Origin of the sequence: Micromonospora sp. NPDC048947, assembly GCF_040649495.1 — a bacterium.
In the GTDB taxonomy this organism is placed as follows: Bacteria; Actinomycetota; Actinomycetes; order Mycobacteriales; family Micromonosporaceae; genus Micromonospora; species Micromonospora alfalfae.
Window position 1 is genome coordinate 215,241 of the sequence record NZ_JBEZFO010000008.1, and the last position, 25,227, is coordinate 240,467.

At 71.8% G+C, this 25,227-nt stretch carries 22 protein-coding genes; 12 read left to right on the forward strand and 10 right to left on the reverse strand.

Annotated elements, in window-relative coordinates; genetic code table 11:
• Positions 1–66: 66 nt before the first annotated feature.
• The 5 genes from AB0B98_RS14505 to AB0B98_RS14525 form a co-directional block, all read right to left on the reverse strand.
• Entirely contained in the window at positions 67–759 is a 693-nt protein-coding gene (locus AB0B98_RS14505) for a DUF4142 domain-containing protein (protein ID WP_238680080.1), read from the reverse strand.
• A gap of 192 nt (positions 760–951) precedes the next feature.
• The gene (locus AB0B98_RS14510) at positions 952–2,583 is read right to left on the reverse strand and encodes a cytochrome b N-terminal domain-containing protein (protein WP_357362961.1); all 1,632 of its coding nucleotides are present in this window, start codon (positions 2,581–2,583) and stop codon (positions 952–954) included.
• Positions 2,580–3,668, reverse strand: a complete 1,089-nt coding sequence (locus AB0B98_RS14515; RefSeq protein WP_357362963.1) for a Rieske 2Fe-2S domain-containing protein — start codon at positions 3,666–3,668, stop codon at positions 2,580–2,582. The genes AB0B98_RS14510 and AB0B98_RS14515 overlap by 4 nt, the downstream gene beginning before the upstream one ends.
• 64 nt (positions 3,669–3,732) lie before the next feature.
• Entirely contained in the window at positions 3,733–4,569 is an 837-nt protein-coding gene (locus tag AB0B98_RS14520) for a cytochrome c (protein ID WP_357362965.1), read from the reverse strand.
• Between the two features lie 70 nt (positions 4,570–4,639).
• A complete protein-coding gene (locus AB0B98_RS14525) occupies positions 4,640–5,239 on the reverse strand; it encodes a heme-copper oxidase subunit III (protein WP_091408043.1) in 600 nt (199 codons plus the stop codon).
• A gap of 99 nt (positions 5,240–5,338) precedes the next feature.
• Here AB0B98_RS14525 and AB0B98_RS14530 point away from each other — a divergent pair, with 99 nt between their 5' ends.
• From AB0B98_RS14530 to AB0B98_RS14545, 4 genes are all read left to right on the forward strand, one after another.
• Positions 5,339–6,268 (forward strand): cytochrome c oxidase assembly protein, encoded by a 930-nt coding sequence (locus AB0B98_RS14530; RefSeq protein WP_357363036.1) that lies wholly within the window; start codon positions 5,339–5,341, stop codon positions 6,266–6,268.
• A gap of 103 nt (positions 6,269–6,371) precedes the next feature.
• On the forward strand, positions 6,372–6,767 hold the full coding sequence (locus AB0B98_RS14535) for a hypothetical protein (protein WP_091407513.1): 396 nt from the start codon (positions 6,372–6,374) through the stop codon (positions 6,765–6,767).
• Positions 6,768–6,858: 91 nt separating this feature from the next.
• Positions 6,859–7,902, forward strand: coding sequence for an anthranilate phosphoribosyltransferase (gene trpD / locus AB0B98_RS14540; RefSeq protein WP_091407511.1), 1,044 nt, complete (start codon positions 6,859–6,861; stop codon positions 7,900–7,902).
• A gap of 284 nt (positions 7,903–8,186) precedes the next feature.
• Positions 8,187–8,387, forward strand: coding sequence for a hypothetical protein (locus AB0B98_RS14545; protein ID WP_357362967.1), 201 nt, complete (start codon positions 8,187–8,189; stop codon positions 8,385–8,387).
• A gap of 138 nt (positions 8,388–8,525) precedes the next feature.
• Here the strand turns inward: AB0B98_RS14545 and AB0B98_RS14550 are convergent, their stop codons facing one another.
• Both AB0B98_RS14550 and coxB read right to left on the reverse strand, forming a co-directional pair.
• The gene (locus tag AB0B98_RS14550; protein ID WP_238667443.1) at positions 8,526–8,951 is read right to left on the reverse strand and encodes a cytochrome c oxidase subunit 4; all 426 of its coding nucleotides are present in this window, start codon (positions 8,949–8,951) and stop codon (positions 8,526–8,528) included.
• Positions 8,952–8,960: 9 nt separating this feature from the next.
• Complete coding sequence (gene coxB / locus AB0B98_RS14555) at positions 8,961–9,932, reverse strand: cytochrome c oxidase subunit II (RefSeq protein WP_357278352.1); 972 nt, start codon at positions 9,930–9,932, stop codon at positions 8,961–8,963.
• A 171-nt stretch (positions 9,933–10,103) separates the two neighbouring features.
• Here coxB and AB0B98_RS14560 point away from each other — a divergent pair, with 171 nt between their 5' ends.
• Both AB0B98_RS14560 and AB0B98_RS14565 read left to right on the forward strand, forming a co-directional pair.
• On the forward strand, positions 10,104–11,255 hold the full coding sequence (locus tag AB0B98_RS14560; protein ID WP_357362969.1) for an aminotransferase class V-fold PLP-dependent enzyme: 1,152 nt from the start codon (positions 10,104–10,106) through the stop codon (positions 11,253–11,255).
• Positions 11,252–11,485 (forward strand): sulfurtransferase TusA family protein, encoded by a 234-nt coding sequence (locus tag AB0B98_RS14565; RefSeq protein WP_357362971.1) that lies wholly within the window; start codon positions 11,252–11,254, stop codon positions 11,483–11,485. Before AB0B98_RS14560 ends, AB0B98_RS14565 begins: the two co-directional genes overlap by 4 nt.
• Positions 11,486–11,597: 112 nt before the next feature.
• On the opposite strand, the gene AB0B98_RS14570 is transcribed toward AB0B98_RS14565, so the two are convergent.
• The 3 genes from AB0B98_RS14570 to AB0B98_RS14580 form a co-directional block, all read right to left on the reverse strand.
• Complete coding sequence (locus AB0B98_RS14570; protein ID WP_238667447.1) at positions 11,598–12,578, reverse strand: carbohydrate kinase family protein; 981 nt, start codon at positions 12,576–12,578, stop codon at positions 11,598–11,600.
• 186 nt (positions 12,579–12,764) lie between these two features.
• Entirely contained in the window at positions 12,765–13,133 is a 369-nt protein-coding gene (gene erpA, locus AB0B98_RS14575) for an iron-sulfur cluster insertion protein ErpA (protein ID WP_030337969.1), read from the reverse strand.
• Positions 13,134–13,314: 181 nt separating this feature from the next.
• Positions 13,315–14,454, reverse strand: a complete 1,140-nt coding sequence (locus AB0B98_RS14580; protein WP_357363038.1) for a glycerate kinase — start codon at positions 14,452–14,454, stop codon at positions 13,315–13,317.
• Positions 14,455–14,522: 68 nt separating this feature from the next.
• Here AB0B98_RS14580 and nadA point away from each other — a divergent pair, with 68 nt between their 5' ends.
• The 6 genes from nadA (at position 14,523) to AB0B98_RS14610 (ending at position 25,196) form a co-directional block, all read left to right on the forward strand.
• Positions 14,523–15,722: a quinolinate synthase NadA gene (gene nadA / locus AB0B98_RS14585; RefSeq protein WP_357362973.1), complete on the forward strand. Its 1,200-nt coding sequence runs from the start codon at positions 14,523–14,525 to the stop codon at positions 15,720–15,722.
• A 213-nt stretch (positions 15,723–15,935) separates the two neighbouring features.
• Complete coding sequence (gene murA / locus AB0B98_RS14590; protein WP_110564159.1) at positions 15,936–17,291, forward strand: UDP-N-acetylglucosamine 1-carboxyvinyltransferase; 1,356 nt, start codon at positions 15,936–15,938, stop codon at positions 17,289–17,291.
• A 113-nt stretch (positions 17,292–17,404) separates the two neighbouring features.
• Positions 17,405–17,998 carry a DUF3043 domain-containing protein gene (locus AB0B98_RS14595; RefSeq protein WP_091407492.1) on the forward strand — a complete coding sequence of 198 codons (594 nt, stop codon included), beginning with the start codon at positions 17,405–17,407 and terminating at the stop codon, positions 17,996–17,998.
• Between the two features lie 168 nt (positions 17,999–18,166).
• Positions 18,167–18,727: an XRE family transcriptional regulator gene (locus AB0B98_RS14600; protein ID WP_238667450.1), complete on the forward strand. Its 561-nt coding sequence runs from the start codon at positions 18,167–18,169 to the stop codon at positions 18,725–18,727.
• Between the two features lie 383 nt (positions 18,728–19,110).
• Complete coding sequence (locus AB0B98_RS14605) at positions 19,111–24,153, forward strand: WG repeat-containing protein (protein ID WP_357362975.1); 5,043 nt, start codon at positions 19,111–19,113, stop codon at positions 24,151–24,153.
• 44 nt (positions 24,154–24,197) lie between these two features.
• Positions 24,198–25,196 carry an aldo/keto reductase family protein gene (locus AB0B98_RS14610; RefSeq protein WP_357362977.1) on the forward strand — a complete coding sequence of 333 codons (999 nt, stop codon included), beginning with the start codon at positions 24,198–24,200 and terminating at the stop codon, positions 25,194–25,196.
• The last annotated feature ends 31 nt before the right edge of the window (positions 25,197–25,227 follow it).

Here is a 25,227-nt window from a genome sequence, read left to right on the forward strand (position 1 = left end):
GGCGCGTGGCGCGCACAGGGCGGCCGGCCCACCCCGAGGGTGGACCGGCCGTCTGCTGTGGCTACGTCAGCTCTCGCTGGGAGCCGGAACCTCGGTGCTGCCGCCACCCGGAGCCGGCGACTCGGTGCCGGTGCCGCCCGGAGCCGGCGACTCGGTGACAGTGCCACCCGGAGCCGGGGACTCAGTGCCGGTGCCGCCCGGGCTGGGCGTACCGCTGGCGCTGGTCTGCGGAACCGGGATGCCAAGCTTGTTGGCGAGCGCCACCAACTCGTCGTAGTGCGTCTGCAGCGTCGGAAGCGCCGTCTGCGCCAACTGGACCACCGACTGCTCGGAGCCCTGCGAGATCTCCGTCTGGGTGGCCTGGATGGCCTGGACGTGGCCAGCCAGCTCACTGGTCACCCAGAGCCTGTCGAACTCCGCGCCGCTGGCGTTGTTCAGCTTGTCGATGACCGCCTGCTGATCGGCGCTGGGCTCGTTCGGCAGTTCCACCCCGAGCTGCGACGCGGTCTGCTGCACCGTCTGGTCCAGTTGGGTGTGGTCGGTCTTCAGCATCGCGCCCAGGTCCTTGACCCCCTGGTCCTGGCCCTTCTGCTGAGCCAGGTCACCAGCGGTGATCTCGAACAGGTTGACCTGGTGTACCGCCTGCAGGTACTGGGTGTCCTGCGTTGACGGCTGTGCCGCGGCCTGCGCGGCCGCAGCCGGCGCGACACCGACAAGTACCAGCGCGGCCAACAGGCCGAGGCGTTTGATACCCAACATGCTTCCCCCCCTTGAGACGTTGGACCGCACGGATACCCGGCTCACCGGGGTTATTCCTGCGATCGCCCGTCGCCCGGGGTCGACCGGTCCCGTCAGGGCCGTCCGACTCCTGGTCGGATGGGTCGGGGGTGTGGATACGAAGGGGCGCCCGCCGGAATCCGGCGGGCGCCCCTTAACTGTGTGACTGGGCGGTCAGCGGCGGCTTTCGCCGCTGCCGATCTCCTCACGCTCGGGTCGGGCCTCGACCGGCGGGTGCCCCGGCGAGACCGGTGCCTCGACCGGCTTCTCGATCGGGTAGAAGAAGCCCCGGATGGCCGGGCCGAGGGCCCCCAGCCGGTTCATCTTCTTGGGCACGACCCAGCCGACGTAGTCCAGCTGGCCGTGACCGTCCGCGTGCCCGTTGGACGCGCTGAGCGGCTGGTGCACCTCGACGAACCGGCCGTCCGGCAGGCGCCGGATGATGCCGGTCTCCACGCCGTGCGCGAGCACCTCCCGGTCGTGCTGCTGCAGACCCAGGCAGAGCCGGTAGGTGACGTAGTACGCCAGCGGCGGGACCACCAGCAGGCCGATGCGACCCGCCCAGGTCATCGCGTTCAGGCTGATCTGGAACTTGTCCGCGATCACGTCGTTGGCGCCGGAGAGCGTCAGCACGATGTAGAACGAGACGGCCATGGCGCCGACGGCGGTCCGGGCCGGAGCGTCCCGGGGACGCTCGAGCAGGTTGTGGCTCTTGCGGTCCTTGAGGTGCCGGGCTTCCAGGAACGGGTACATCGTCGACAGGCCCACCAGGATGCCGGGCAGCACCACCGTCGGCCAGAACAGCGGCGGGATGACGTACCCGTCGCCGATCGGGATGGGGATCTCCCAGGCCGGCATGAGTCGGGTCGAGCCGTCGAGGAACATGACGTACCAGTCGGGCTGGCTGGCGGCCGAGACCACCCACGCCTCGTACGGGCCGAACAGCCAGATCGGGTTGATCTGGAACAGACCGCCCATCAGCGCGATGACGCCGAAGACGACCATGAAGAAGCCGCCCTGCTTCAGCGCGTACCGCGGGAACATCCGCTCGCCGACCACGTTGTTGTTGGTCCGGCCGGGGCCGGGCCACTGGGTGTGCTTCTGCTTGAAGACCAGACCCAGGTGGACGCTGATCAGCGCGACCAGCAGACCCGGGATGAGCAGCACGTGGGCGATGAAGAACCGGCTGATGATGATCGTGCCCGGGAACTCGCCGCCGAAGACCGACGAGGTGACCCAGGAGCCGATCACCGGGATGGACAGCATGATCGCCGAGGCGATCCGCAGGCCGGTGCCGGACAGGCCGTCGTCCGGCAGCGAGTAGCCGGTGAAGCCGGCCAGGAAGCCGACCCAGAACAGCAGCGAACCGATGATCCAGTTGGTCTCGCGCGGCTTGCGGAAGGCGCCGGTGAAGAAGACCCGCAGCATGTGCACGACGATCGCGGCCATGAACAGCAGCGCCGCCCAGTGGTGCATCTGCCGCATCACCAGACCGCCGCGGACGTCGAACGAGATGTCCAGGCTGGAGGCGTACGCGGCGGACATCGGGGTGCCCTGCAACGGCGCGTAGCTGCCGTCGTAGACCACCTCGGTCATCGCCGGCTCGAAGAAGAAGGTGAGGAACACACCGGTCAGCAGCAGCACGATGAACGAGAACAGCGCGATCTCGCCGAGCAGGAAGGACCAGTGGTCCGGGAAGACCTTGTTCAGCAGCTTGCGCAGCGGGGTGGCCACCGCGAAGCGGTCGTCCACTCCCACCGCGGCCTTGCCCGGCGTCGCCGCAAGGTCAAACTTTCGACGCTTCATGGCCGCTCCCAGAAATCAGGCCCGACGGTCTCGGTGTAGTCGGACTTCGCCACGAAGAAGCCCTCGGAGTCCACCTCGATCGGCAGCTGCGGCAGCCGCCGGCTGGCGGGGCCGAAGACTGGCCGGGCGTTGTCGGTGATCAGGAACTGGGACTGGTGGCACGGGCAGAGCAGCCGGTTGGTCTGCTGCTCGTACAGGCTGGCCGGGCATCCCGCGTGCGTGCAGATCTTGGAGAACGCCGCGTAGTTGCCCCACATGTAGTCGCCGTGGCCGACCTTCTCGTTGGCCCGGCGCGACTCCTGCGCGTCCGAGTCGCGGAGGTGGATCAGCAGCGTCGGCGAGTCGGCGTGCTTGTTGCTCACACCGTGGTCGATGCCGGGGAAGACGGTCAGCTGCCCACCGGTGCTGATGTCCGCCGGGCGGATCGGCCGGCCGTCCTCGCGGACCAGGCGGATCCGCTGGCCACCCTCGGCCGCGGCGAACCCGGTGGTGAACATCTGGTTGTTCTTGTGCGGCTGCGAGATCAGACCGCCGACCAGCGGCGCCGCGGCGACCGCGGCGACCGGCGCGAGACCGGCCAGCAGCGAGATGCCGAGCAGGGGGCGACGCTTCACGCCCAACTCGTCAGCCATGTAGAGCATGGTCTGCCCGGTGATGGTGCGGCCTTCGGAGTCCACCTGGCCCTCGTGCCGGTCCTGGATCGAGACCTCCTTGGGCAGCAACTTCTTGCCCCAGGTCAGGATGCCGAAGCCGACGGCGAGCAGCGCCACGCCGAGGGTGAAGCCGAGCAGCGGGGTGTAGAACTTGTCGCCGCCCCGGCCCGCCTCGTACTGCCACGGCCACCAGATGTAGATGGCCAGGAACGCGGTCGCCGCCAGGCCGGTGATCAGGAAGAAGCCAGCGACCACACGGGTCAGCCGACGCTCCGCCTTGGTGCCCGGCAGCACCTGCGGCTCGTAGTGGACGATCTCGATGTCGTCCCGACGTGCGCCCTCGCGAACGATGTCGAACCGGGTCAGCTTGGGGTCGTTCACGTCGAGCGGCTCCGGGCCCTGTTGGGCCTGGTGCTCGGTGTGGGTGCTCATGCCGTCACCTCGCTACGGGTGGCGCCGAGCGGCACCACAGCACTGAATCGGATGGCCTGCTCGATCACGACTTACCCGCAATCCACAGGCTAGCGAAGACGAGCGCCACGATGCCAACCAGGAAGATCGCCAGGCCCTCGGTGGACGGGCCGTACCGTCCGAGGTTGAACCCACCCGGGTCCTGGTCGTGCTTCAGCGTCTCCTGGATGTAGGCGATGATGTCGGCCTTCTGCTCCGGCCGGAGCTGGTTGTCGCCGAACACCGGCATGTTCTGCGGGCCGCTCAACATCGCCGCGTAGATCTGGCGGTCGGTCGCGGGGTGCAGGCTCGGGGCGAACTTGCCCGAGGAGAGCGCACCGCCGCCGCCACCGAAGGCGTGGCACTGCGAGCAGTTGATCCGGAACAGCTCACCGCCGGCGGCGATGTTGCCGTCCTCACGGAGGTCGTCGCCCTCGGGCACGACCGGGCCGCCGCCAAGCTCCTGGATGTACTGGGCCAGCTGACGGGTCTGCTCGTCGGTGAAGACCGGGGGCTTGCGGTGCGCCTGGGCCTCCTGGCGGGCCAGCGGCATCCGCCCGGAGCTGACCTGGAACTCGACCGATGCCGCGCCGACGCCGATCAGGCTCGGCCCGCGACCCTCGACGCCCTGGGCGTTGCGGCCGTGGCAGGTCACGCAGCTCACGTCGAACAGCGCCTTGCCCTCGGCGGCGGCGCCGGTCAGCTGCGGGTTGTCCTGTGCCTGGGCGCCCGGGGCGAAGACGGTGTACGCGCCACCGGCGAGCATCAGCGCGGCGATCAGCCGGACCGCGGCGCCCAGCCGGCGGCGGCCCCTGCTGCGCACGGCGGGCCGCTCACGCAACCGCGCGAGCAGACCGCGTCGGCGGTCGTTGTCAGAAGTCATGAGCGGTGTCCTTAACCGGTTGGACCTGTCTCAGGGGACGGAGCAGCAGCGCGGAATGTGACGCGCAAGATCACTGGAGCCAGTAGATCATGGCGTACAGCCCGATCCACACGACGTCGACGAAGTGCCAGTAGTACGACACGACGATCGCCGACGTCGCCTGCGCCGGAGTGAACCGGCCCATGGTCGTACGGACCATGAAGATGATGAAGGCGATAAGTCCACCGGTCACGTGCAGGCCGTGGAAGCCGGTGGTCAGGTAGAACACCGACCCGTACCCGTCTCCGTTGATCTTGATGCCGTCGGCGACCAGGTGCCGGTACTCGTTCAACTGGCCGAGGACGAAGATCAGACCCATCACGAAGGTGACGGTGAACCAGCGCCGCAGCGCGTGCACGTCACCCTTCTCCGCCGCGAAGACGCCGAGCTGGCACGTCACAGAGGACAGCACCAGGATCACCGTGAAGGTGGTCGCGTACGGGATGTTCAGCGCCTCGGTGTGCTTCTCCCACTGCTCCGGCGCAGCCGCGCGGATGGAGAAGTACATCGCGAACAGCGCCGCGAAGAACATGAGTTCGCTGGAGAGCCACACGATCGTCCCGACGCTGACCATGTTTGGTCGGGTCAGAGAGTGGATCCGGCTCTTGTCAATGGCTGGGGCCGCAGTCACGCCGTCATTATTGCCCCTGACCGGGGCCGCCGATCAGCGGGGTGGCAAACCTGCGCCTTCCGTGGCCCGAGCGTCAGGGTCCGGTTCGCCTGGCCTAGCCTGAAAAGCGTGCTGCACGTCGATCCGATCTTCGCCGCCACCTCGGCCCCGCCGCCGTTCACCGTCGGCGCGGTGCTGACCGAGACCCGGCTGGACAGCTGGCTGGCCCTCGGCCTGGTGCTCGCCGCCGGCCTGTACCTCTACGGGGTGTACCGGCTGCGCCTGCGCGGCGACCGCTGGCCGATCACCCGTACCGTGTTCTTCCTCGGCCCCGGCCTGGGTGGCATCGCGCTGGTCACTGTCAGCGGGCTGCACGCGTACGACACCGCGCTGCTGTCCGTGCACATGATCCAGCACATGGTGCTCTCCATGGTGGCGCCGATCTTCCTGGCGCTGGGCGCGCCGATGACCCTGGCCCTGCGGACCCTGCCGGTCGGGCCGCGCAAGCGCCTGCTCGCGATCGTGCACAGCCGCGTCGCCCGGGTCTACAGCTTCCCGCTGGTGGCGTTCGCCATCTTCGTGGTCAACCCGTTCGTGCTGTACTTCAGTGATCTGTACCGCTACACCCTCGAACACGCCTGGGCGCACGAGCTGGTGCACGCGCACTTCATCATGACCGGCTGCGTGTTCTTCTGGCCGCTGCTCGGCCTCGACCCGCTGCCCGGCCGCTGGCCGTACCCGGCGCGTGCGCTGCTGATGCTGCTCTCCGTGCCGTTCCACACAGTGCTCGGCCTCACCATCATGCAGAGCAGCACGCTCTTCGGCGGTGACTGGTACCCGTCGCTCAACCTCGGCTGGGTCGACCCATGGCAGGACCAGGTGGTGGCCGGCGGCATCCTCTGGGCCGGTGGCGAGTTCGTCAGTGTGACCATGCTCGCGGTGCTCGTGCTGCAGTGGGTCAAGCAGTCCGAGAGGGAGGCCCGCCGGGTGGACCGCGAGCTGGACCGCCAGGAGGCCCGCGAACGCGCCGCCGACGCCGCGCCCGCCTGAGCTGCCCGGACGGTACGCCCCGACGTGTGACGCCGGGCGGGATGTCGGCTACGTCACGCCGACCGGTACGATCTGCGGGCAGCTACGAGGTGGGAGTTCCGGCATGACCGATCGTCTTTGCACCGTGTTGCTCTACAGCGACGACCCGCAGGTCCGTGATCGGATGCGGATGGCTGTCGGCACCCGGCCAGCTCCTGGTCTGCAGATCGAGTTCGTCGAGGCGTCGACCTACGCGGAGACCATCCGGCTGGTCGACGACTACGAGATCGACCTGCTGCTGCTCGACGGTGAGGCGAGCCCGGGCGGCGGCATCGGCATCGCCCGCCAGGTCAAGGACGACCGGGACGACGCTCCCCCGACCTGCCTGGTGATCGCCCGTGCCGCCGACCGATGGCTCGCCGCGTACGCCGAGGTCGACGCGACGCTGGTGCACCCGCTCGACCCGGTGACCACCGGCGGCACGGTGGCCGAGCTGCTGCGGACGCACGCACCCGCCTGACGTCCCACGCTCCTCCGGCACCCCCACGGCGCCGGATCTCCTCGGCGCCGGTTCCAGCCCACCCGCACTTCGCATGCTCGGGAGGCCCGCCATGGGCGATCGGACCTGGCCGCACCTGCTCAACGCGCTGCTGCGCGGTGACGAACTCTCCACCGCCGACACCGCCTGGGCGATGGACGAGATCATGACCGGCTCGGCGAGCGCGGCGCAGATCGCCGCCTTCGCCGTGGCGCTGCGGGCCAAGGGTGAGACGCCAGCGGAGCTGGCCGGCCTGGTGGAGGCGATGCTCGGTCGCGCGGTCCCGGTGGCGCTCCCGGAGGAGCTGCGCCGTACCGCGCTCGACGTGGTCGGCACCGGCGGTGACCTCGCCCACACTGTGAACATCTCCACGATGACGGCGCTGGTGGTCGCCGGCACGGGTGTCCGTGTCGTGAAGCACGGCAACCGGGCCGCCTCCTCCCTGTGCGGCACCGCGGACCTGCTGGAGTTCCTCGGCATCCCGCTGGATCTCGGCCCGGAGCAGGTTGCCCGCTGTGTCGAGGAGGCCGGCATCGGGTTCTGCTTCGCGGCCCGATTCCACCCCGGGATGCGGCACGCCGGCCCGGTCCGCCGCGAGGTGGGCGTGCCCACCTTCTTCAACTTCCTCGGCCCGCTGACCAACCCGGCCCGTCCCCGGGCCGGCGCGGTCGGCTGCTTCGACCTTCGGATGGCCCCGGTGATGGCCAGCGTGTTCGCGGCCCGTGGCGACTCGGCGATCGTGATGCGCGGGGAGGACGGGCTGGACGAGTTCACCACCGCCGCGCCGACCAGGATCTGGGCGGCCCAGGGCGGCACCGTACGCGAGGCTGTGCTGGACGCGACGGACCTGGGGGTACCCCGGTCCACCCTCGCTGACCTGCGGGGCGGTGACGCCGCGTACAACGCGGGCGTGGCTCGTCGCCTGCTGGCCGGCGAGACGGGCCCGGTCCGGGACGCAGTGCTGGTCAACGCGGCGGCGGCGCTGGCCACCCAGGGCCCGCTGGACGGCGACCTGACCGAGGCGCTCCGCGCCGGCCTGGCCCGCGCGGCTGAGTCGATCGACTCCGGCGCGGCCGCCGCGACCCTGGATCGCTGGATCGAGACCGCCACCGCCTGACCTCACCACCACCCGACCCGCCGGCCACCACCCGACTCGCCGGGCGGCGGCGTCTCGGCCGGTGATCGACTCGGGTTCCTTGAACCCGTGGTGTCCGGGCAGCTCGAATGCCCCGACTTCACTGAAATCGAGTGGATCACGCGGGAATGCCGACCGCCGGGCGACGGTGCGCGGAGATTTGTCGGACCCGTCTGGGAAACTACAGGTGAGTAGTTCTCTGCTGCCGTCGGTGCGTCGTTGTCGCATCCGGGGGCGGTCCGCCTGGTATCCGAGAGGAGACGCCCGTGTCGCACCGCGAGCTCTACTGCGACGTCTGCGAGGGCGTGGCGCTGTTCGAGGCGCCGCCCTGCGTCGACAGCCACGGCACCGACTGTCCCGAGCTGATCTGCACCGACTGCGGCGCCGCCGTGGTGGTCGGCACGTTCGCCTTCCCGGTCACCCGGTTAGCCGCCCGCCGACGCCAGCCCGCCCGCCGCGCCGCCTGACCTCAGCCGCACCGCCCGCGCCGCCTAGCCGCCGCGCCGCGCCAGCCGAGCCGAGATGGCGCATGACCGAAGGCCCGCTCCCCACTCGGGGAACGGGCCTTCGTCGTGCCTGGTCGGTCGCGACGGCGACCGGGCAGGTCAGTGCTCGGCGGTACGCCGGGTGCCGCTGTAGTACTCGAACAGGAGCCCACAGGCGGAGAAGACGACGGCCACCAGGCCGGCACCGATCAGCCAGTACTGCCAGAACACCAGGCCGAGCGCGGCGATCGCGGCGGCCAGCGCCAGACCGAACGGCCAGTAGCTGCCCGGGCTGAAGAAGCCGACCTCACCAGCGCCGTCGGCGATCTCGGCGTCCGGGCGGTCCTCCGGGCGCAGGTCGATGCGGCGGGAGACGAACCAGAAGAAGCCACCGCACATCGAGCAGAGCAGGAACGACAGCAGCAGGGCGACGGTGCCGACCCACTCGACGCCGCCCGACTCACCGTTCGTCCAGGCGCCGTAGAGGATGGTGGCGCCGAAGAGGAACCCGGCGATGATCAGGAAGATACGCCACTCGGTCTTCATGCGGCTGCCTCAGCTTCCCGTGCGGGCCGGAACGTCGTCCGGGTTGAAGTTGTCCTGCGTCCGCCGCGTGTCGAACGGCTGCGTGGTCGTCGCGTACGGCTGCTCACCGATCGCGGACAGCGCATCCTGGGTGGACTTGCCGCTCTGCTTGGCCGCGAGGAACTGGTCGTACTTCTCCGGCGAAACCACCCGCAGCTCGAAGTTCATGAACGCGTGGTAGCTGCCGCACAGTTCGGCGCAGCGGCCGACGTAGGCACCCTCGGCGTCCAGGCTTGAGACCTCGAACACGTTGCGGATCTTGCCCGGCATGACGTCCCGCTTGAAGAGCAGCTCCGGCACCCAGAACGAGTGGATGACGTCGCGGCTGGTCTCCTCGAACCGGATGGACCGGTTGGTCGGCAGCACCAGCACCGGGATGACCTCACTGGTGCCGAGCGTCGACGCGGTGGTGCGGGCTTCCGTGCCCTGGCCGTCCCGGTAGTTGAACTGCCAGTTCCACTTGAACGCGACGACCTCGACAGTGACGTCCGGGTTCTTCGACAACTTGTCGACGTCGGTCTGCACGATCGCCGTGTAGTAGAAGAGCACGGAGACGATCAGGATCGGCGCGATGGTGTAGAGGAACTCCATCGGCATGTTGTAGCGGGTCTGCACCGGCAGCGCGTTGCCACGCTTGCGGTAACGCACGACGCACCAGAAGATCAGGCCCCACACGAAGACGCCGACGGCGAGCGCGGCGATGCAGGAGGCGATCCACAGGTCGTACATCCGCTTGGACTCCGCCGAGATGCCGCCCTGCGGCCAGCCGAAGCCGTCGAACGTCTGACCGACGTCACAGCCCGTGAGCAGAACCAGCAACGCCACGCCACCGAGACCGAGCCCGGCCAGGCGACCAGCACCACGCCCCCGGCGTCCACCAACCCCTGGGGAAGCGCTGTGCCGTACGGCCGACGGCCGTACCTCCGAACTCCTTGCGACCACCTGGTCCTGCCTCCCTAGCGCGCCGCGGTGCGTCTTTCCTCGGCACCCGCGGCAAAGGCGTCACCGACGGTCGCAGATTACTCGACCATGACGGACTCGGCCGTGGTGGGGTCACTGTCCGACCCCCATCGGGGGGATCCTGGGCATACCGCCGCGATAGCGTTGCAACCTGTGAGCGCATCCCCGGTCTACCTGGACGCGGCGACCGCCGCGCCGATGCATCCGGTCGCGCGGCAGGCTCTGCTGGCCGCGCTCGACGACGGCTGGGCCGACCCGGGCAAGCTGTACACGCAGGCCCGCCGGGCCCGGCAACTGCTCGACGCCGCCCGCGAGGCCACCGCCCTGACGCTCGGCGTCCGCGCCGACGAGGTCTCCTTCACCCCCAGTGGTACGACCGCGGCCCACGGGGCGGTGCTCGGCGGCCTGACGGGGCGACGCCGGGTCGGGTCGACGCTGGTGCACTCGGCGATCGAGCACTCGGCGGTGCTGCACGCGGCGGAGCGGCACGTCGGCGCGGGCGGGACCGCCACGGTGGTGCCGGTCGACCGGTTGGGCCGGCTGGACCTGACGGCGTGGTCGACAGCCGTTCGGGCCCCGGGGGTCGCGCTGGCCGCGTTGATCACCGCCAGTCACGAGGTGGGGACGGTGCAGCCGGTCGCCGAGGCGGCGGCGGCCTGCGCCGACGTGGGTGTCCCGCTGTACGTGGACGCGGCGCAGTCGGTGGGCCGGGTGCCACTGCCGGCCGGCTGGTCGGTGCTCACGGCGAGCGCCCACAAGTGGGGTGGGCCACCCGGCGTGGGGGTGCTGGCGGTCCGGAAGGGCGTTCGCTGGGAGTCACCCTGGCCGGCCGACGAGCGGGAGGGCGGGCGTACCCCCGGGGTGGTGAACCTGCCCGCGGTCGTGGCGGCGGCGGCGAGCCTGCGGGCGGCGGCGGCCGACGCGGCGGCCGAGGCGACCCGGTTGACCGCCCTGGTGGACCGGGTCCGGGAGCGGGTCGCGGCGGAGGTGCCCGACGTCGAGGTGGTCGGCGACCCGGTACTCCGGCTCCCCCACCTGGTGACCTTCTCCTGCCTGTACGTCGACGGGGAGGCGTTGCTGCACGCCCTGGACCGGCGGGGTTTCGCCGTGTCGTCCGGCTCGTCCTGCACGTCGTCCACGTTGCGGCCGTCGCACGTGCTGGAGGCGATGGGGGTGCTCTCGCACGGCAACGTGCGGGTCAGCCTGCACCGGGAGACGACCGAGGCGGACGTGGAGCGGTTCCTGACCGAGTTGCCGGGAATCGTCGCCGGGCTGCGCGCCGAGGCCGGGGTGGTGGGGCTGTGACGGTGCCGGACGAGGTGATCGACTGCCGGGGGCAACGCTGCCCGCTACCGGTGATCGCGGCGGCGCGACGGATGCCCGAGGTGCCGGTCGGCACTGTGGTCCGGGTGCTGGCCGACGACCCGGCGGCAGCGGTCGACATCCCCGCCTGGTGCCGGATGCGCGGCCAGGAGTTCCTCGGCCCCGTCAACGGCCCGGACGGCCCCGCCTACGACGTACGCCGCACCCACTAACCCGTGCCCGCCCCCTCACCCCCGCGATCTTGCAGTTTCTGCGTGGACAAAGGGGTGCAGAAGCCGCGATACGGCGACAGAAAGTGCAAGATCGCCGGGGTGGGGGCGGGGGTTACGCCGGGAGGAGGTGGGGGCGGACCTCTTCTGCCGCGGAGTCGCCGTAGGACTCGGCGAGCCGCTTGACGAACAGGTCGCGGCGGACGTCGTACTCCTGGGTGCCGACGGTCTCCAGGACCAGCGTGGCCAGCAGCGAGCCGACCTGGGCGGCGCGTTCCAGGCCGAGACCCCAGGAGAGCGCGGTGAAGAAGCCGGCCCGGAAGCCGTCGCCGACGCCGGTCGGGTCGACCGCGCGGATCTCCCGCGCGATCGGCACGTGGATCGGGTCGATGCCACGTCCGGCGATCTCCACACCGTGCTTGCCCAGCGTGGTGACCCGCACCTTGACCAGGTCCAGCAGTTGGTCGTCGCTGAGCTGCGCCTTGCTCTGCAGCAGCGACTTCTCGTAGTCGTTCGTCATCAGGTACTCGGCGCCCTCGATCAGCGCCACCACGTCCTCGCCGGGCATCCGGGCGAGCTGCTGGGACGGGTCCGCGGCGAAGGCGTACCCGCGGGTGCGGCACTCGGCCGAGTGCCGCAGCATCGCCTCGGGGTCGTTCGCGCCGACCAGCACCAGGTCCAGACCGCCGAGCCGGTCGGCGACCGGGGCCAGCTCGATGTTGCGGGCCTCGCTCATCGCACCGGCGTAGAACGACGCGATCTGGCACATGTCGGTGTCGGTGGTGCAGACGAAGCGGGCGGTGTGCGCCACCTCGCTGATGTGCACCGAGTCGCAGTCCACACCGTGGCGCTCCAGCCAGGAGCGGTAGTCGGCGAAGTCGGCGCCGACCGCGCCGAGCAGCACCGGGCGCAGCCCGAGCTGGCCCATCCCGAAGGAGATGTTCGCCGCCACGCCACCGCGGCGGAGCACCAGGTCGTCCACCAGGAAGGAGAGGGACACCTTGTGCAGCTGATCGGCGATGAGCTGGTCGGCGAAGCGGCCGGGGAAGCTCATCAGGTGATCGGTGGCGATCGAGCCGGTGACGGCGATCTTCATGTCAACCCTCGGGGTCGGGAGCAGGGCGCGGTCAGCCTACCGGGACGGCAACGCGATGGTCACCGCTCGGTCGGACAACGGCAACCAACCCGCCACGGCCCCTCCCGGACCGGTGCGACAGCCGACCGGTACGGCGATGGGGCCGTCCCGAAGAACGGCCCCATCGTCGCTGGTGTGTGGTGTGACTCAGTTGAACGAGTCACCGCAGGCGCAGGAGCTGCCCGCGTTGGGGTTGTCGATGGTGAAGCCCTGGGCGTCGATCCGGTCGGCGAAGTCGATCGTCGCGCCGGAAAGGTACGGGGCGCTCATCCGGTCGACGACGACCTCGACACCACCGAAGTCGGTCACGACGTCACCGTCGAGCGAACGCTCGTCGAAGAAGAGCTGGTACCGCAGGCCGGAGCAGCCGCCCGGCTGCACGGCGACGCGGAGCCGCAGGTCGTCGCGGCCCTCCTGCTCGATCAGGGCCTTGACCTTCTGCGCCGCGACGTCGGTGAGGACGACGGAAGTAGGGGCCTGGGCCTCGGTCGACTCGGTCTGCGCTGGCGTGGTCACGTGGAAGTCTCCCTGCGCGGTTTGGGTCCGGACGTACTGGCCAACGTCGCGCGCCGTCCAGTGATTCCCGGTTGTGGTCCTCAACCGATGGTACGCCGCCTTGGCCGAGCTCACCCGCGTGGCGTGACCCCCGCCGCAGGTCGACCCTCAGTCGACACGGGAGCACAGGGGCTCGGGGCGCTCAGCGGCTCCACTGCCGGGCCAGCCGGGCGCCCAGCTCGCGCAACCCCTCCGCGGGCCGGCTCAGCGCCGCGTCGAGCCCGCCACCCTCCTCGCCGCCGAAGTGCTCCACCAGGCTGTACGCGTCGGTCACCCCGGCCGAGGCGGCCTCCCGCCGGCCGGTGCTCACCTGCCCGGCCACCACCACGCAGGGCACTCCCCGATCGCGGGCGGCGCCGGCCACCCCGGCGACGACCTTGCCGCGCAGTGACTGATGGTCGAACGACCCCTCGCCGGTGATCACCAGGTCGGCGGTGTCCAGCGCGGTGTCGAGTCGGGTGGCCCGGGTGACCAGGCCGATCCCCGACTCGCAGTCGCCGCCCAGGGCGAGAAGCGCGGCGCCGATGCCGCCGGCGGCCCCGCCCCCGGGCAGCGCGCCGAGCCCCGCCGGGCAGCCGGCCAGGTCCCGTTCCAGCACCGCCGCGAAACGCTCCAGGGCCGCGTCGAGCAGCAACACGTCGGCGCGGTCGGCGCCCTTCTGCGGGCCGAACACGTTGCTGGCGCCGTGCAGGCCGAGCAGGGGGTTGTCCACGTCGGTGGCCGCGACCAGCCGGACGCCGCGCAGCCGTGGCGCGCCGTCCAGCGCGTCGACCGCGGCGAGCGCCGCCCCGCCGTACGGCAGCGCGGCGCCGCCCTGGTCGAGCGGGGTCACGCCCAGCGCGGCGAGCATTCCGGCGCCGGCGTCGTTTGTGCCGGAGCCGCCCAGCCCGATCACGACCGTGCGGGCACCGCCCTCCACGGCGGCGGCCACCAACAGACCCAGCCCGTACGAGGTGGTGGTCTTCGGGTCGCGCTCGGCGGCGGAGAGCAGGTGCAGGCCGCACGCCTGCGCGCTCTCCAGGTAGGCGGTCGAGCCGTCGGCGGTGAGCAGGATCTCACCAGCCGCCGGGCGGCCCAGCGGATCGACTGTCGACACCGGCACCCGCCGGCCGCCGAGGGCCTCGGCGAGCACCTCCACGAAGCCCGGTCCGCCGTCGGCGAGGGGCCGGATCAGCAGATCGTCTCCGTCGGTGACGGTCCGCCAACCGACGGCGACGGCGGCGGCCACCTCCGGTGCGGACAGGGTGCCGGCGAACTTGTCCGGGCAGAGCAGCACGCGCATGCCGAGCAGTGTGGCAGCCCACACCGAGCGAGGCTGCGCCGCGCTCGCGCTGTGGGACCATGGGCTACGTGACTTCGACCTGGGTGGAACCCTCCAACACGGCGACGGCTCTGCTGCTGCTCGGCCGGGGCAGCGACCCCGACACCGAGCGCGGCGTCGAGTGTCCGGGCGACCTGCCGGCGCCCAGCGATCCGGATCTGGTGGCCCGCGCCACCGCCGCGAAGGCGAAGCTGGGCAGCAAGGTCTTCGTGCTGGGGCACCACTACCAGCGCGACGAGGTGATCCAGTTCGCCGACGTGACCGGCGACTCGTTCAAGCTGGCCCGGGAGGCCGCGGCCCGCCCGGACGCGGAGTACATCGTCTTCTGCGGCGTGCACTTCATGGCCGAGAGCGCCGACATCCTCACCACCGCCACCCAGCGGGTGATCCTGCCGGACCTCGCGGCGGGTTGCTCGATGGCGGACATGGCGGTGCTGGGCCAGGTCGAGGCCGCGTGGGACACGCTGACCGAGCTGGGCATCGCCGGCGACACCGTGCCGGTGACGTACATGAACTCCTCGGCCGACATCAAGGGTTTCGTGGGCCGCAACGGCGGCGTGGTCTGCACCTCGTCAAACGCCAAGCGCGCCCTGGACTGGGCCTTCGAGCAGGGGTCGAAGGTGCTCTTCCTGCCGGATCAGCACCTGGGCCGCAACACAGCGGTGCTGGAGATGGGCCTGTCGCTGGACGACTGCGTGCTCTACGACCCGCACAAGCCCGGTGGCGGGCTCACCCCGGAGCAGCTGCGCGACGCCAAGATGATCCTGTGGCGGGGGCACTGCTCGGTGCACGGCCGGTTCACCCTGGAGAGCGTCAACGACGTGCGGGAGCGGGTGCCCGGGGTCAACGTCCTGGTCCACCCGGAGTGCCGGCACGAGGTGGTCACGGCCTCCGACCACGTCGGGTCCACCGAATACATCATCAAGACCATCGAGGCGGCTCCGGCCGGCTCGGCGTGGGCGCTCGGCACCGAGCTGAACCTGGTCCGCCGGCTCGCGCTGGCGCACCCGGACAAGCAGATCATGTTCCTGGACAAGGCCGTCTGCTACTGCTCGACGATGAACCGGATCGATCTGCCGCACCTGGTCTGGGCCCTGGAGGAGCTGGTCGCGGGCCGGGTGGTCAACCAGATCACGGTGGACGCCGACACCGCGCACCACGCCCGGGTGGCGCTCGATCAGATGCTCGCGTTGCCCGGCGCGGACACTCCGCCGCCGACGCTGTCCTGATCACGATCCGTAGCGCTCTTGGTACGCAAAAGTGCCGGATCACCGATTAATGCCACACACGCCGATGTGACCGAGTCCTTTTTCGTCACCGAGGGCTATGCTGCCCAAGCGACGACACACGCGGGCCGTTTCGACATGGCCGCATCCGGGGTAGCGACAACGTTCAGGCGCCCCACCATCAACACGGCAGCACCCGACGCGCTGGAGGTTGCGTTGACCGACGACGTCCTGGTTGTGCACGGAGGTACTCCGCTCGAAGGGCGGATCCGCGTGCGCGGCGCGAAGAACCTGGTTTCGAAGGCGATGGTCGCCGCGTTGCTCGGCGACAGCCCGAGCCGACTGTTCGACGTGCCCAAGATCCGTGATGTCGAGGTGGTGCGAGGTCTGCTCGGCCTGCACGGCGTCAAGGTCACCGACGGCACCGAGGACGGCGAGCTCGTCTTCGACCCGGCGAACGTGGAGAGCGCCAGCACCGACCAGATCAACGTGCACGCCGGTTCCAGCCGGATCCCGATCCTGTTCTGCGGCCCGCTGCTGCACCGCCTCGGGCACGCGTTCATCCCGGATCTGGGCGGCTGTCACATCGGCCCGCGCCCGATCGACTTCCACCTCCAGGCGCTGCGCGAGTTCGGCGCCACGGTCGAGAAGCGGCCCGAGGGGTTGCACCTGTCCGCGCCGAACGGGCTGCACGGCACGAAGTTCGCCCTGCCGTACCCGAGCGTCGGCGCCACCGAGCAGGTGCTACTGACCGCCGTGATGGCCGAGGGCGTCACCGAGCTGCGCAACGCAGCGGTGGAGCCGGAGATCATCGACCTGATCTGCATCCTGCAGAAGATGGGCGCGATCATCAAGGTCCACACCGACCGGGTGATCGAGATTCAGGGCGTGCCCAAGCTGCACGGCTACACCCACCGGCCGATCCCGGACCGGATCGAGGCGGCGAGCTGGGCGGCCGCCGCCCTGGCCACCCGTGGTCACGTCGAGGTGCTGGGCGCGCAGCAGGCCGACATGATGACCTTCCTGAACATCTTCCGCTCGGTCGGCGGCGAGTACGAGGTCACCGACGCCCGCGCGCCGAAGCTGGGCGACCCCGGTCAGGAGGGCGGCATCCGCTTCTGGCACCCGGGTGGCGAGCTGAACGCTGTGGCGTTGGAGACCGACGTGCACCCCGGCTTCATGACCGACTGGCAGCAGCCACTGGTCGTGGCGCTGACCCAGGCCCGCGGCCTGTCGATCGTCCACGAGACGGTCTACGAGCAGCGGCTGGGCTACACCGAGGCCCTCAACTCGATGGGCGCCAACATCCAGGTCTACCGGGACTGCCTCGGCGGCACCCCGTGCCGCTTCGGCCGGCGCAACTTCAAGCACTCCGCGGTGATCGCCGGGCCGAGCAAGCTGCACGCCGCCGACCTGGTCATCCCGGACCTGCGGGCCGGGTTCAGCCACCTGATCGCGGCGCTCGCGGCCGAGGGCACCTCCCGGGTGTACGGCGTGGACCTGATCAACCGGGGCTACGAGGACTTCGAGGCGAAACTCGCCGACCTGGGCGCGCACGCCGAGCGTCCGTAACCTCGCTCACCCATCGTTCGGCTACGACGGCTCCAGGTCGCGCTGCGACCTGGAGCCGTCGGTCGCTGTACCGCGATGTGCAGCGGGCGCGGACCGTTGGCTACCCTTGCCGCGTGCCGTCGCTCTTTCGCCGCAAGTCCACCGACCTCGTCGACGAGGCCGTCACCTCGGTGACCCCCGAGGAGACCGCTGAGCGTTCCCGGGGTTACACCCCGGCCAAGGGTCGGGAGACGCCCAAGCGGCCGACCGTCGGCCGTCGCCCGGCCGGCCCCACCCGTCCCCTCACCAAGGAGGAGGAGCGGGAGCGTCGCCGTCAGCTGCGCGCCGAGGCGGCGTCGGAGTTCCGCCGTGAGGGTGGCCCCCGCGACCGTGGCCCGGAGCGGCTGCTGGCCCGCAACGTGGTCGACTCCCGGCGTACCGTCGGCACCTGGTTCTTCGGCGGCGCGCTGATCGTGCTGGTCGGGTCGAACGCGGCAATGCCGCCGTTGGTCCGACTGATCTCCAACGTGCTCTGGGGCGCGCTGGCGCTGGGTGTGGTCGTCGACTCGGTGCTGATCTGCCGCAAGATCAGCAAGCTGGTCCGGGAGCGCTTCCCGAAGACCGACCAGCGGATGGGCTCGCTCTTCCTCTACGCGGTCATGCGGTCGATCACCTTCCGGCGGATGCGCGCTCCGGCGCCCCAGGTCAAGCTGGGCGACAAGGTCTGACCCCGGGCCCCCACGCCCTCCAGGATCCGCGCAACAACGGCGAAACTGCTGCCTCAGACATCTGCGGGGCAGCAGTTTTGCCGTAACTGCGCGGATCTTGTCGTGCGTTCATCATGCTGAACGGGTCGTTGTTCGAGAGACCGAACGTGTGACCAATGGAGCGAAGGCATGCCTTCGGAACCGACTGCCCCTCTGGCCACCATCGCCGCCGCCCTGCGCCGGGAGCGGGAACGGGTCGGTATCTCGCTGACCGAGCTGGCCCGCCGAGCGGGGGTGGCCAAGTCCACCCTCTCCCAACTGGAGTCGGGCACCGGAAACCCGAGTGTGGAGACGCTCTGGGCGCTGGGCGTCGCACTCGGTGTGCCGTTCAGCCGGCTGGTGGAGCCCGTCGACGACGGCGTACGGGTCATCCGGGCCGGGGACGGGCCGCACGTCCGCTCGGAGCAGGCCGACTTCAGCGGAACGCTGCTCAGCGCGGGTGCGGCGCACCTGCGCCGGGACGTCTACCTGATCACGCTTGAGCCCGGCGCGGTCCGAGCCGGGCACGGACACACCCCGCGCAGTATCGAGCACGTGGTGGTCGCTGCCGGCCGGCTGCGGGTGGGGCCCGAGGGGGCACCTGTCGAACTCGAACCGGGCGACTACGCCACGTTCCCCGGCGACGCCCCGCACCGTTACGAGGCGCTCGCTCCCGGTACGTTCGCCGTCCTCATCATGGAGCACCCCTGAACGAGGACGGCGATCCCGCCGCAGCCGGGCGGTCTTCGAGTGCGATAGGGTCGGAGGCCAGATTCGCTTATAGGACCAAATGTCCGAAACCAATGGGATAACGTTTGCGCCGGTGGGCGGCACCACAGTGGCGGTGAGCGAGCCGACGCCGTTACCCTCCATCCGCAGCTACGGCCTGCCGGAGCGGCGATCTGACCGGCACGTGCGGCCCCAGCGCGACAATTTGCAACGAGGTGACAACGCGTGAGCGAGCGGACGCGAGCCGGCCACCGGGGCGTGGCAGGCGGCGACCGGACGCCCAGCGGTCACCCGACGGCGGCTGCGGACACCTCACCCCCGGCGAGAATCGGCCCAGCGGCCGGGTGTGGCGACGGGTTCGGCGGATGAACGGCCGCTACACCGACCGGTGGTCAGACCCGAACGAACCGTCCTGGGTGGGCGAGCCGACCGCCGAGTGGCACCCCCAGTTCCCCGGCCAGCGTTACGCCGGCGACATCGGCATGCCGCACCAGCCGCCACCGCGCGGCCGCGCGACGGTGTCCGGTCGCGCCGAGGTGCCGCCGCTGGCGCCCACCCGCCCGGACGGCACCTACCTCGGCCGGTCCTGGTCCGACGAACCACCGGCGGAACAGACACCGCACGGCCGTTCCTGGGTGGACGACGAGCCGGGCGGGGCATCGGCCTACGGCCGACTCGGCAGCGACGAGCGCTCGGCGGACCCGTCCGCCTACGGCCGGCCCGACAGCGCTGACTCCCGCCACTACGACCATGAGCCGTACCGTCGTCCGCTGCCCGAGCCACCCCGCCGCGACGACCGCCGCTCGCCCGAGTCGGACCGACGTACCGCCTGGTCCGACCGACGCCCCGCCGACGAGCGGGGGCCCGCGCGGGAAGCCGCCTGGCACCGGGACCAGCCCACCACCGAGCGGTACGACAGCCGCCGCCCCCGGCAGGAGCCCACCGAGCGGGATCGGGGTTACCGGGGCTCTCCGCCAGTCTCCCCCGCGCCCCGGCCCGAACCCGGCTGGGTGCCCGAGCCGGACGACACACCACGTCGGCGCGGAACACCCGAGCGAACAGCCGCCGGTTACGAGCGGCACCCGGGCGACGGGTACGGCGTCCGACCAACCCGCGACCACGACGGGCGGACCGCCGAGGCGGCCGACCCGTGGGCACCGGTGGACGACCGCACGCGATACCGCGCCGACGGGTACCCGGACCGGGCCGCCGACGACCTGCGCCGCCCAGAGCCGCGCTACCGCCCGGACGATGGAATCGGCGCGGCGCCCTCACCCAACGGTGGACGACGGCGTCGCCCCGAGCCGGACCTGCCCGACCAGCCGCGCCTCGACGACGACCGGCGGCGGCCCGACACCGACCCGCACCGGCAGCAGCCCCGTGAGGCGGCGGCCCGCGCCGAGGCGTACCCGGACCGGCGACCCCGGGAGCAGGCCCGCCCGGACGGGTACCGCGACAACGCCTACCGCGAGGACGCGTCTCGTGAGGACGCGTACCGCGAGCCCCGGCCACAGCCGGGCCAACGGTCGGACGGCAGTCTGCCCTGGCCAGCGCCGGGTCCGGTGCGCCAGGACCGCACCTCGGACCGCACCCGGGAGCCCGGCCACCGCACCGACCCGCACCGCACCGCGGACCCGCACCGCAGCCCTGACCCACACCGCAGCCCTGACCCACACCGCAGCACCGACCCACACCGCAGCCCCGAGCCGCACCGCACCGCGGAGCCGTACCGCAGCGCCGACCCACACCGCAGCCCCGACCCGGGCATGCCGTCGCGGCCGGCCGCCCGACCCGACCGGCCGCCGGCCACGCCGTCCCAGCCCGAGGAGCGCCCGGCGGCCACTCCGGCACGGCAGGACGAGCGACAGGTACGCCCGGCCGCGACGGCGCCGCCCGCCTCCGGCCGCGCCATGCCGGTCTCCCCGGAGCGACCGGTGTCGCCAGCACCCGTCTCCCCCGCCTGGGACCGACCGGTGTCAGGCGCCCCGGCCACCCCGGAACGACCGGTGTCCCCAGCACCCGTCTCCCCCGCCTGGGACCGACCGGTGTCAGCCGCCCCGGCCACCCCGGAACGACCGGTGTCCCCAGCACCCGACTCCCCAGCCGCGCGCGGCTGGGACCGACCGGTGTCGGCAGCCCCGGTCTCTCCCGCCTCCGATCGGCCCGTCTCGGGGCCACCCGCCGCGCGTCTGCGGTTGGAATACCTGCCCGCGCCGGTGGACCCACCCGGCGCCGACGAGCGCCCGGACGCCCCGCCAGCATCGGGACGCCAGCCGCTGGCCGAACCGCCACCAGCATCCGGGGCGCATACCGCCCCGCCGCCGCGCTATCCAGGCCCGGACACCAGAGACCGTCCAGCGGACCAGCGGCGCGGCGAGGAGCCGGGCCCGGACCGCCGTCGGATCGGCGACCCGTTGGCCGGCACTCCACCGACCGACCGCCGCCCGTCCTCCCCGGACCGCCCGCCCGCGGCCGAGCGGCCGCACCCCGCCGATCGCCGAGTCGTGCCGGATCGACCGGCCGCGCAGCAGCGTCAGTACTCGCCGGAGCGACTGGCACCCACGGCGGACGTCCGCCCATCGGCGGCCCCGCCACCCACCTGGCAGGCACCGCAGCCACCGACGACCCGATCCGACCCAACCCCGGCAGCCCCGGCTCCGGCCGACCCGCAGCCACCGGCGGCGGAGGTCGCGCCGGTGCTTCCGCCGGCCCCCGGTACGCCGCGCCGCTACGTGCCCCCGCCGCCCTCCGAAGAGCCGGTGGCCCCCGTTCGCGAGCCGGACGGCGTCCCGGGTACCCGCGGACCGGAAGCGTGGTTCAGCCCCGCTCAGCCCGCCGAATCCGACCAGGCCGAGCCGGCCACGGACCGGCGGTCGTTCGACCCGGTCGACGACGAGTCGACGGCCAGCGACCCCGACCTCTCCGCGACACCGGTCGCGCAGACGTCGACGCCGGCAGCCGACACCCACCTCGACGTGGCCGACGAGCACGCCGGCGGGTCGACATCAGACGACGCATTCGACCCGGTCTCCGCGCCGCCCGCCCACCCGGTCTCCGACGACCGTCGACTCGGGGCGGCCGACAGTGACGACGAGCCGCGGCCCGGTTTCGACAGGGGAACGGTGGACGGCGACCAGCCCGTTCCCGGCGCACCTGTCGTCGCGATGCCCCACCAGCGGACCGAAGCCGACGTCGAAGCCGAGGTCGACCGGCAGTCCTTCACCGCTTCGCCCAGCAAGGACACCGATCCGGTCGAGCACGACCCGACGGACGAACTCGCAGCACCCGACGAGCCGACGGAAGCGATCGACGATCCGAACGCGAGCCCGGCGGACGGCTCGCGAATCGACGAGTGGCGGGACGACGCGACGCTGCCCGTCACGGCCGTGGACGACACGAGCCCGCCCATCTCGGCACCACCGGTCTCCGCACCGCCCGCCTCGGTCACGCCCGTCTCCGCTCCTCCGGCATCGCCGGTATCGGCCCCGCCCGCGGCACCCGTGTCCGCGCCACCGGCGTCCGCGGCAGCGCCCATTCCCGCGCCACCATCACCCGCCGCAGCCCCCGTCTCCGCGCCACCCCTCCCCAGCGCGCCCGTCTCCGCGCCACCAGCGCCGGCCGCAGCACCGGTGTCCGCGCCACCCGCCGCAGCGCAGCCGCACTCCGCAGCGCCCACCTCCGCACCACCCGCGCCGACCGCAGCACCGGTGTCCGCGCCACCCGCCGCAGCCCAGCCGCACTCCGCAGCGCCCGTCTCCGCGCCGCCAGCGCCGACCGCAGCACCGGTGTCCGCGCCACCCGCCGCAGCCCAGCCGCACTCCGCAGCACCGGTCTCCGCACCGCCAGCGGCCGCAGCAGCGCCCGTCTCCGCGCCGCCAGCCGCCACGCCCATGACGGTGCCACCGGCCTCGACACCACCGCCGGCCGCGGTGCCCGTATCCGGTCCGCCGGCGTCGGTGGTGCCGACGTCCGGGCCACCCTCCTCGGCCGTACCCGGCCCGAGGAACGGCTCGGACGGGGAGAACGAGCAGGCGTCCGCGCCATCCGGCGAAGCGCCATCCGACGAGGCGCCATCCAGCGAAGCGCCGCCGGTGGTGACCCGCCCGTCGCTGGCCGACCCGGGCGACCCGGAGCAGGTGCTGGCCGCGTACCGGTGGCGGTTGGACCCGGTCACCCTGCGCGAGGAGTTGACGGAGCCGGACGACCTGCGGGCGATCCGGCGGCGGCTGACCGAGAAGTTGGGCTCGGCGGTCGACAACCGGGCCCGGGCCCGGCTGCTCAGCCTGCGGGCGGTGGCCTCGCGGATTCTCGGCGACCTGGACGACGCGCTGGCCGACGGTCGGCTCGCCCTCACCTACGCCGAAGCCACCGGCGAGCTGCGCCGGACCGCGCTGGCCCAGGCCCGGCTGGCCCACGTGCTGCGCTGGCGCGGCGATTTCGCCGAGGCCGATCAGCTCTTCGCCCAGGCCAACTCGGTCGAGTTGCCCGACCGGCTACGGGCCGCGCTGCACGAGCACGCCGGGCGGTCGTGTTACGACCAGGGGCGGCTCATGGAGGCCTGCGAGCATTTCGAGAAGGCGCTCGACCTGCGCGGCGCGGGCGACGCCGAACTGCTGGACCGGGTCCGGATAGCCCTCGACGCGGTCACCGTCCGGGCCGAGGCGGATGGCTTCGGGGCGTACCCCCGGGGTCGGGACGAGGTGCTCGACCGGGACCGACCCCCGTTGCCGGACCAGGACGGGCCGCTGTGGGGTTACACCAGCCAGGACGGCGACGTTGTCGTCCCCGCCCGGTACGCCGAGGCGCAGCCCTTCCACGACGGGTTGGCCTGGGTCCGCCGGCCGGACACCGACCGCTGGTCGCTGATCAACCTGCTCGGTACGACGGTGATCCCGCCGTCCTTCCGGGCCGCGCAGCCGTTCAGCGACGGCCTGGCCTGGGTGGTCGGCGACGGTGGTTGGACGGCGATCGACGCGACCGGGGCGGTGCAGGTCGCGCCCAACTTCGCCGAGGTACGACCGTTCCGTCGTGGGCTGGCAGCGGTGCGGCGCGAGGGGTGGGGGGCTGTCGACCGGACCGGTCGGGTCATCGTGCCCACCCGCTACCACGGCTTCGTCACCGAGTTGGCCGACGGCCAGCAGATCGACGGATTCACCGACGAGGGGCTCGCCGTGGTCGACGTGGCGGGTCGGCGGGGCGTGGTGGACCGCACCGGCACGGTGCTGGTCCCGCCGGCGCACCCGATGCTGGTCATCCACCCGGTGGCGTTCCTGGTCGAGAGCGACAACGGGCGGTGGGGCGCGCTGGACCGGCGCGGCGTGCCGCTCATCGACCCGGTGCATCGCGATCGCGCCGAGGTGATGGAGGAGATCGACCGGCTACTCACCGACGCCAATCCGGTGCTCTGAGGCACCGGTCGCCACTGGTGATCCACTGGAGCTACTGTCGGTACATGGAATTCCGACACCTGGGCCGTTCCGGCCTGATGGTCAGCGAGATCTCGTACGGCAACTGGATCACCCACGGTTCGCAGGTCGAGGAGGACGCGGCGTTCGCCTGCGTCCGCGCCGCTCTCGACGCGGGGATCACGACCTTCGACACCGCCGACGTGTACGCCGGCACCCGGGCCGAGGACGTGCTCGGCCGGGCGTTGCAGAACGAGCGCCGTGAGGGCCTGGAGATCTTCACCAAGGTCTACTGGCCGACCGGGCCCGGCCGCAACGACCGTGGCCTGTCCCGCAAGCACATCATGGAGTCGATCAACGGCTCGCTGCGCCGACTGCGCACCGACTACGTGGACCTCTATCAGGCCCACCGCTACGACAGCAGCACCCCGCTGGAAGAGACGATGGAGGCGTTCGCCGACGTCGTCCACTCCGGCAAGGCGCACTACATCGGCGTCTCCGAGTGGACCGCCGCCCAGCTGCGCGCCGCCCACCCGCTCGCCCGGGAGCTGCACATCCCGCTGGTCTCCAACCAGCCGCAGTACTCGCTGCTCTGGCGGGTCATCGAGACCGAGGTCGTGCCGGCCAGCGAGGAGCTGGGCATCGGGCAGATCGTCTGGTCACCGATGGCGCAGGGCGTGCTCTCCGGCAAGTACCGGCCGGGCCAGCCGCCACCGGCCGGTTCCCGCGCCACCGACGAGAAGTCGGGTGCGGGCTTCATCTCCCGGTTCATGAACGACGACGTGCTGACCCGGGTCCAGCAGCTCAAGCCCCTCGCCGAGCAGGCCGGGCTCAGCATGGCCCAGCTCGCCGTGGCGTGGGTGCTGCAGAACCCGAACGTCTCGTCGGCGATCATCGGCGCGTCCCGCCCCGAGCAGGTGCACGACAACGTGAAGGCGGCCGGGGTGAAGCTCGACGCCGACCTGCTCAAGGCGATCGACGACATCGTCGGCCCGATCGTCGAGCGGGACCCGGCGAAGACCGAGTCCCCCGCGCAGCGTCCCTGACGCCGTTCCGGCCCGGCCGGCGCGAAACCCT

What these genes read in the sequence shown, in the direction of transcription:
- AB0B98_RS14580 (WP_357363038.1), bottom strand. Translation starts at nt 14,454, where the DNA reads ATGCGCGTGCTGCTCTGCCCGGACAAGTTCGCCGGCACCCTGTCCGCA.
- AB0B98_RS14510 (WP_357362961.1), bottom strand. Translation starts at nt 2,583, where the DNA reads ATGAAGCGTCGAAAGTTTGACCTTGCGGCGACGCCGGGCAAGGCCGCG.
- AB0B98_RS14515 (WP_357362963.1), bottom strand. Translation starts at nt 3,668, where the DNA reads ATGAGCACCCACACCGAGCACCAGGCCCAACAGGGCCCGGAGCCGCTC.
- AB0B98_RS14570 (WP_238667447.1), bottom strand. Translation starts at nt 12,578, where the DNA reads ATGAAGATCGCCGTCACCGGCTCGATCGCCACCGATCACCTGATGAGC.
- AB0B98_RS14550 (WP_238667443.1), bottom strand. Translation starts at nt 8,951, where the DNA reads ATGAAGACCGAGTGGCGTATCTTCCTGATCATCGCCGGGTTCCTCTTC.
- AB0B98_RS14505 (WP_238680080.1), bottom strand. Translation starts at nt 759, where the DNA reads ATGTTGGGTATCAAACGCCTCGGCCTGTTGGCCGCGCTGGTACTTGTC.
- trpD (WP_091407511.1), top strand. Translation starts at nt 6,859, where the DNA reads ATGGGCGATCGGACCTGGCCGCACCTGCTCAACGCGCTGCTGCGCGGT.
- AB0B98_RS14600 (WP_238667450.1), top strand. Translation starts at nt 18,167, where the DNA reads ATGCCTTCGGAACCGACTGCCCCTCTGGCCACCATCGCCGCCGCCCTG.
- AB0B98_RS14605 (WP_357362975.1), top strand. Translation starts at nt 19,111, where the DNA reads ATGAACGGCCGCTACACCGACCGGTGGTCAGACCCGAACGAACCGTCC.
- AB0B98_RS14610 (WP_357362977.1), top strand. Translation starts at nt 24,198, where the DNA reads ATGGAATTCCGACACCTGGGCCGTTCCGGCCTGATGGTCAGCGAGATC.
- AB0B98_RS14520 (WP_357362965.1), bottom strand. Translation starts at nt 4,569, where the DNA reads ATGACTTCTGACAACGACCGCCGACGCGGTCTGCTCGCGCGGTTGCGT.
- AB0B98_RS14535 (WP_091407513.1), top strand. Translation starts at nt 6,372, where the DNA reads ATGACCGATCGTCTTTGCACCGTGTTGCTCTACAGCGACGACCCGCAG.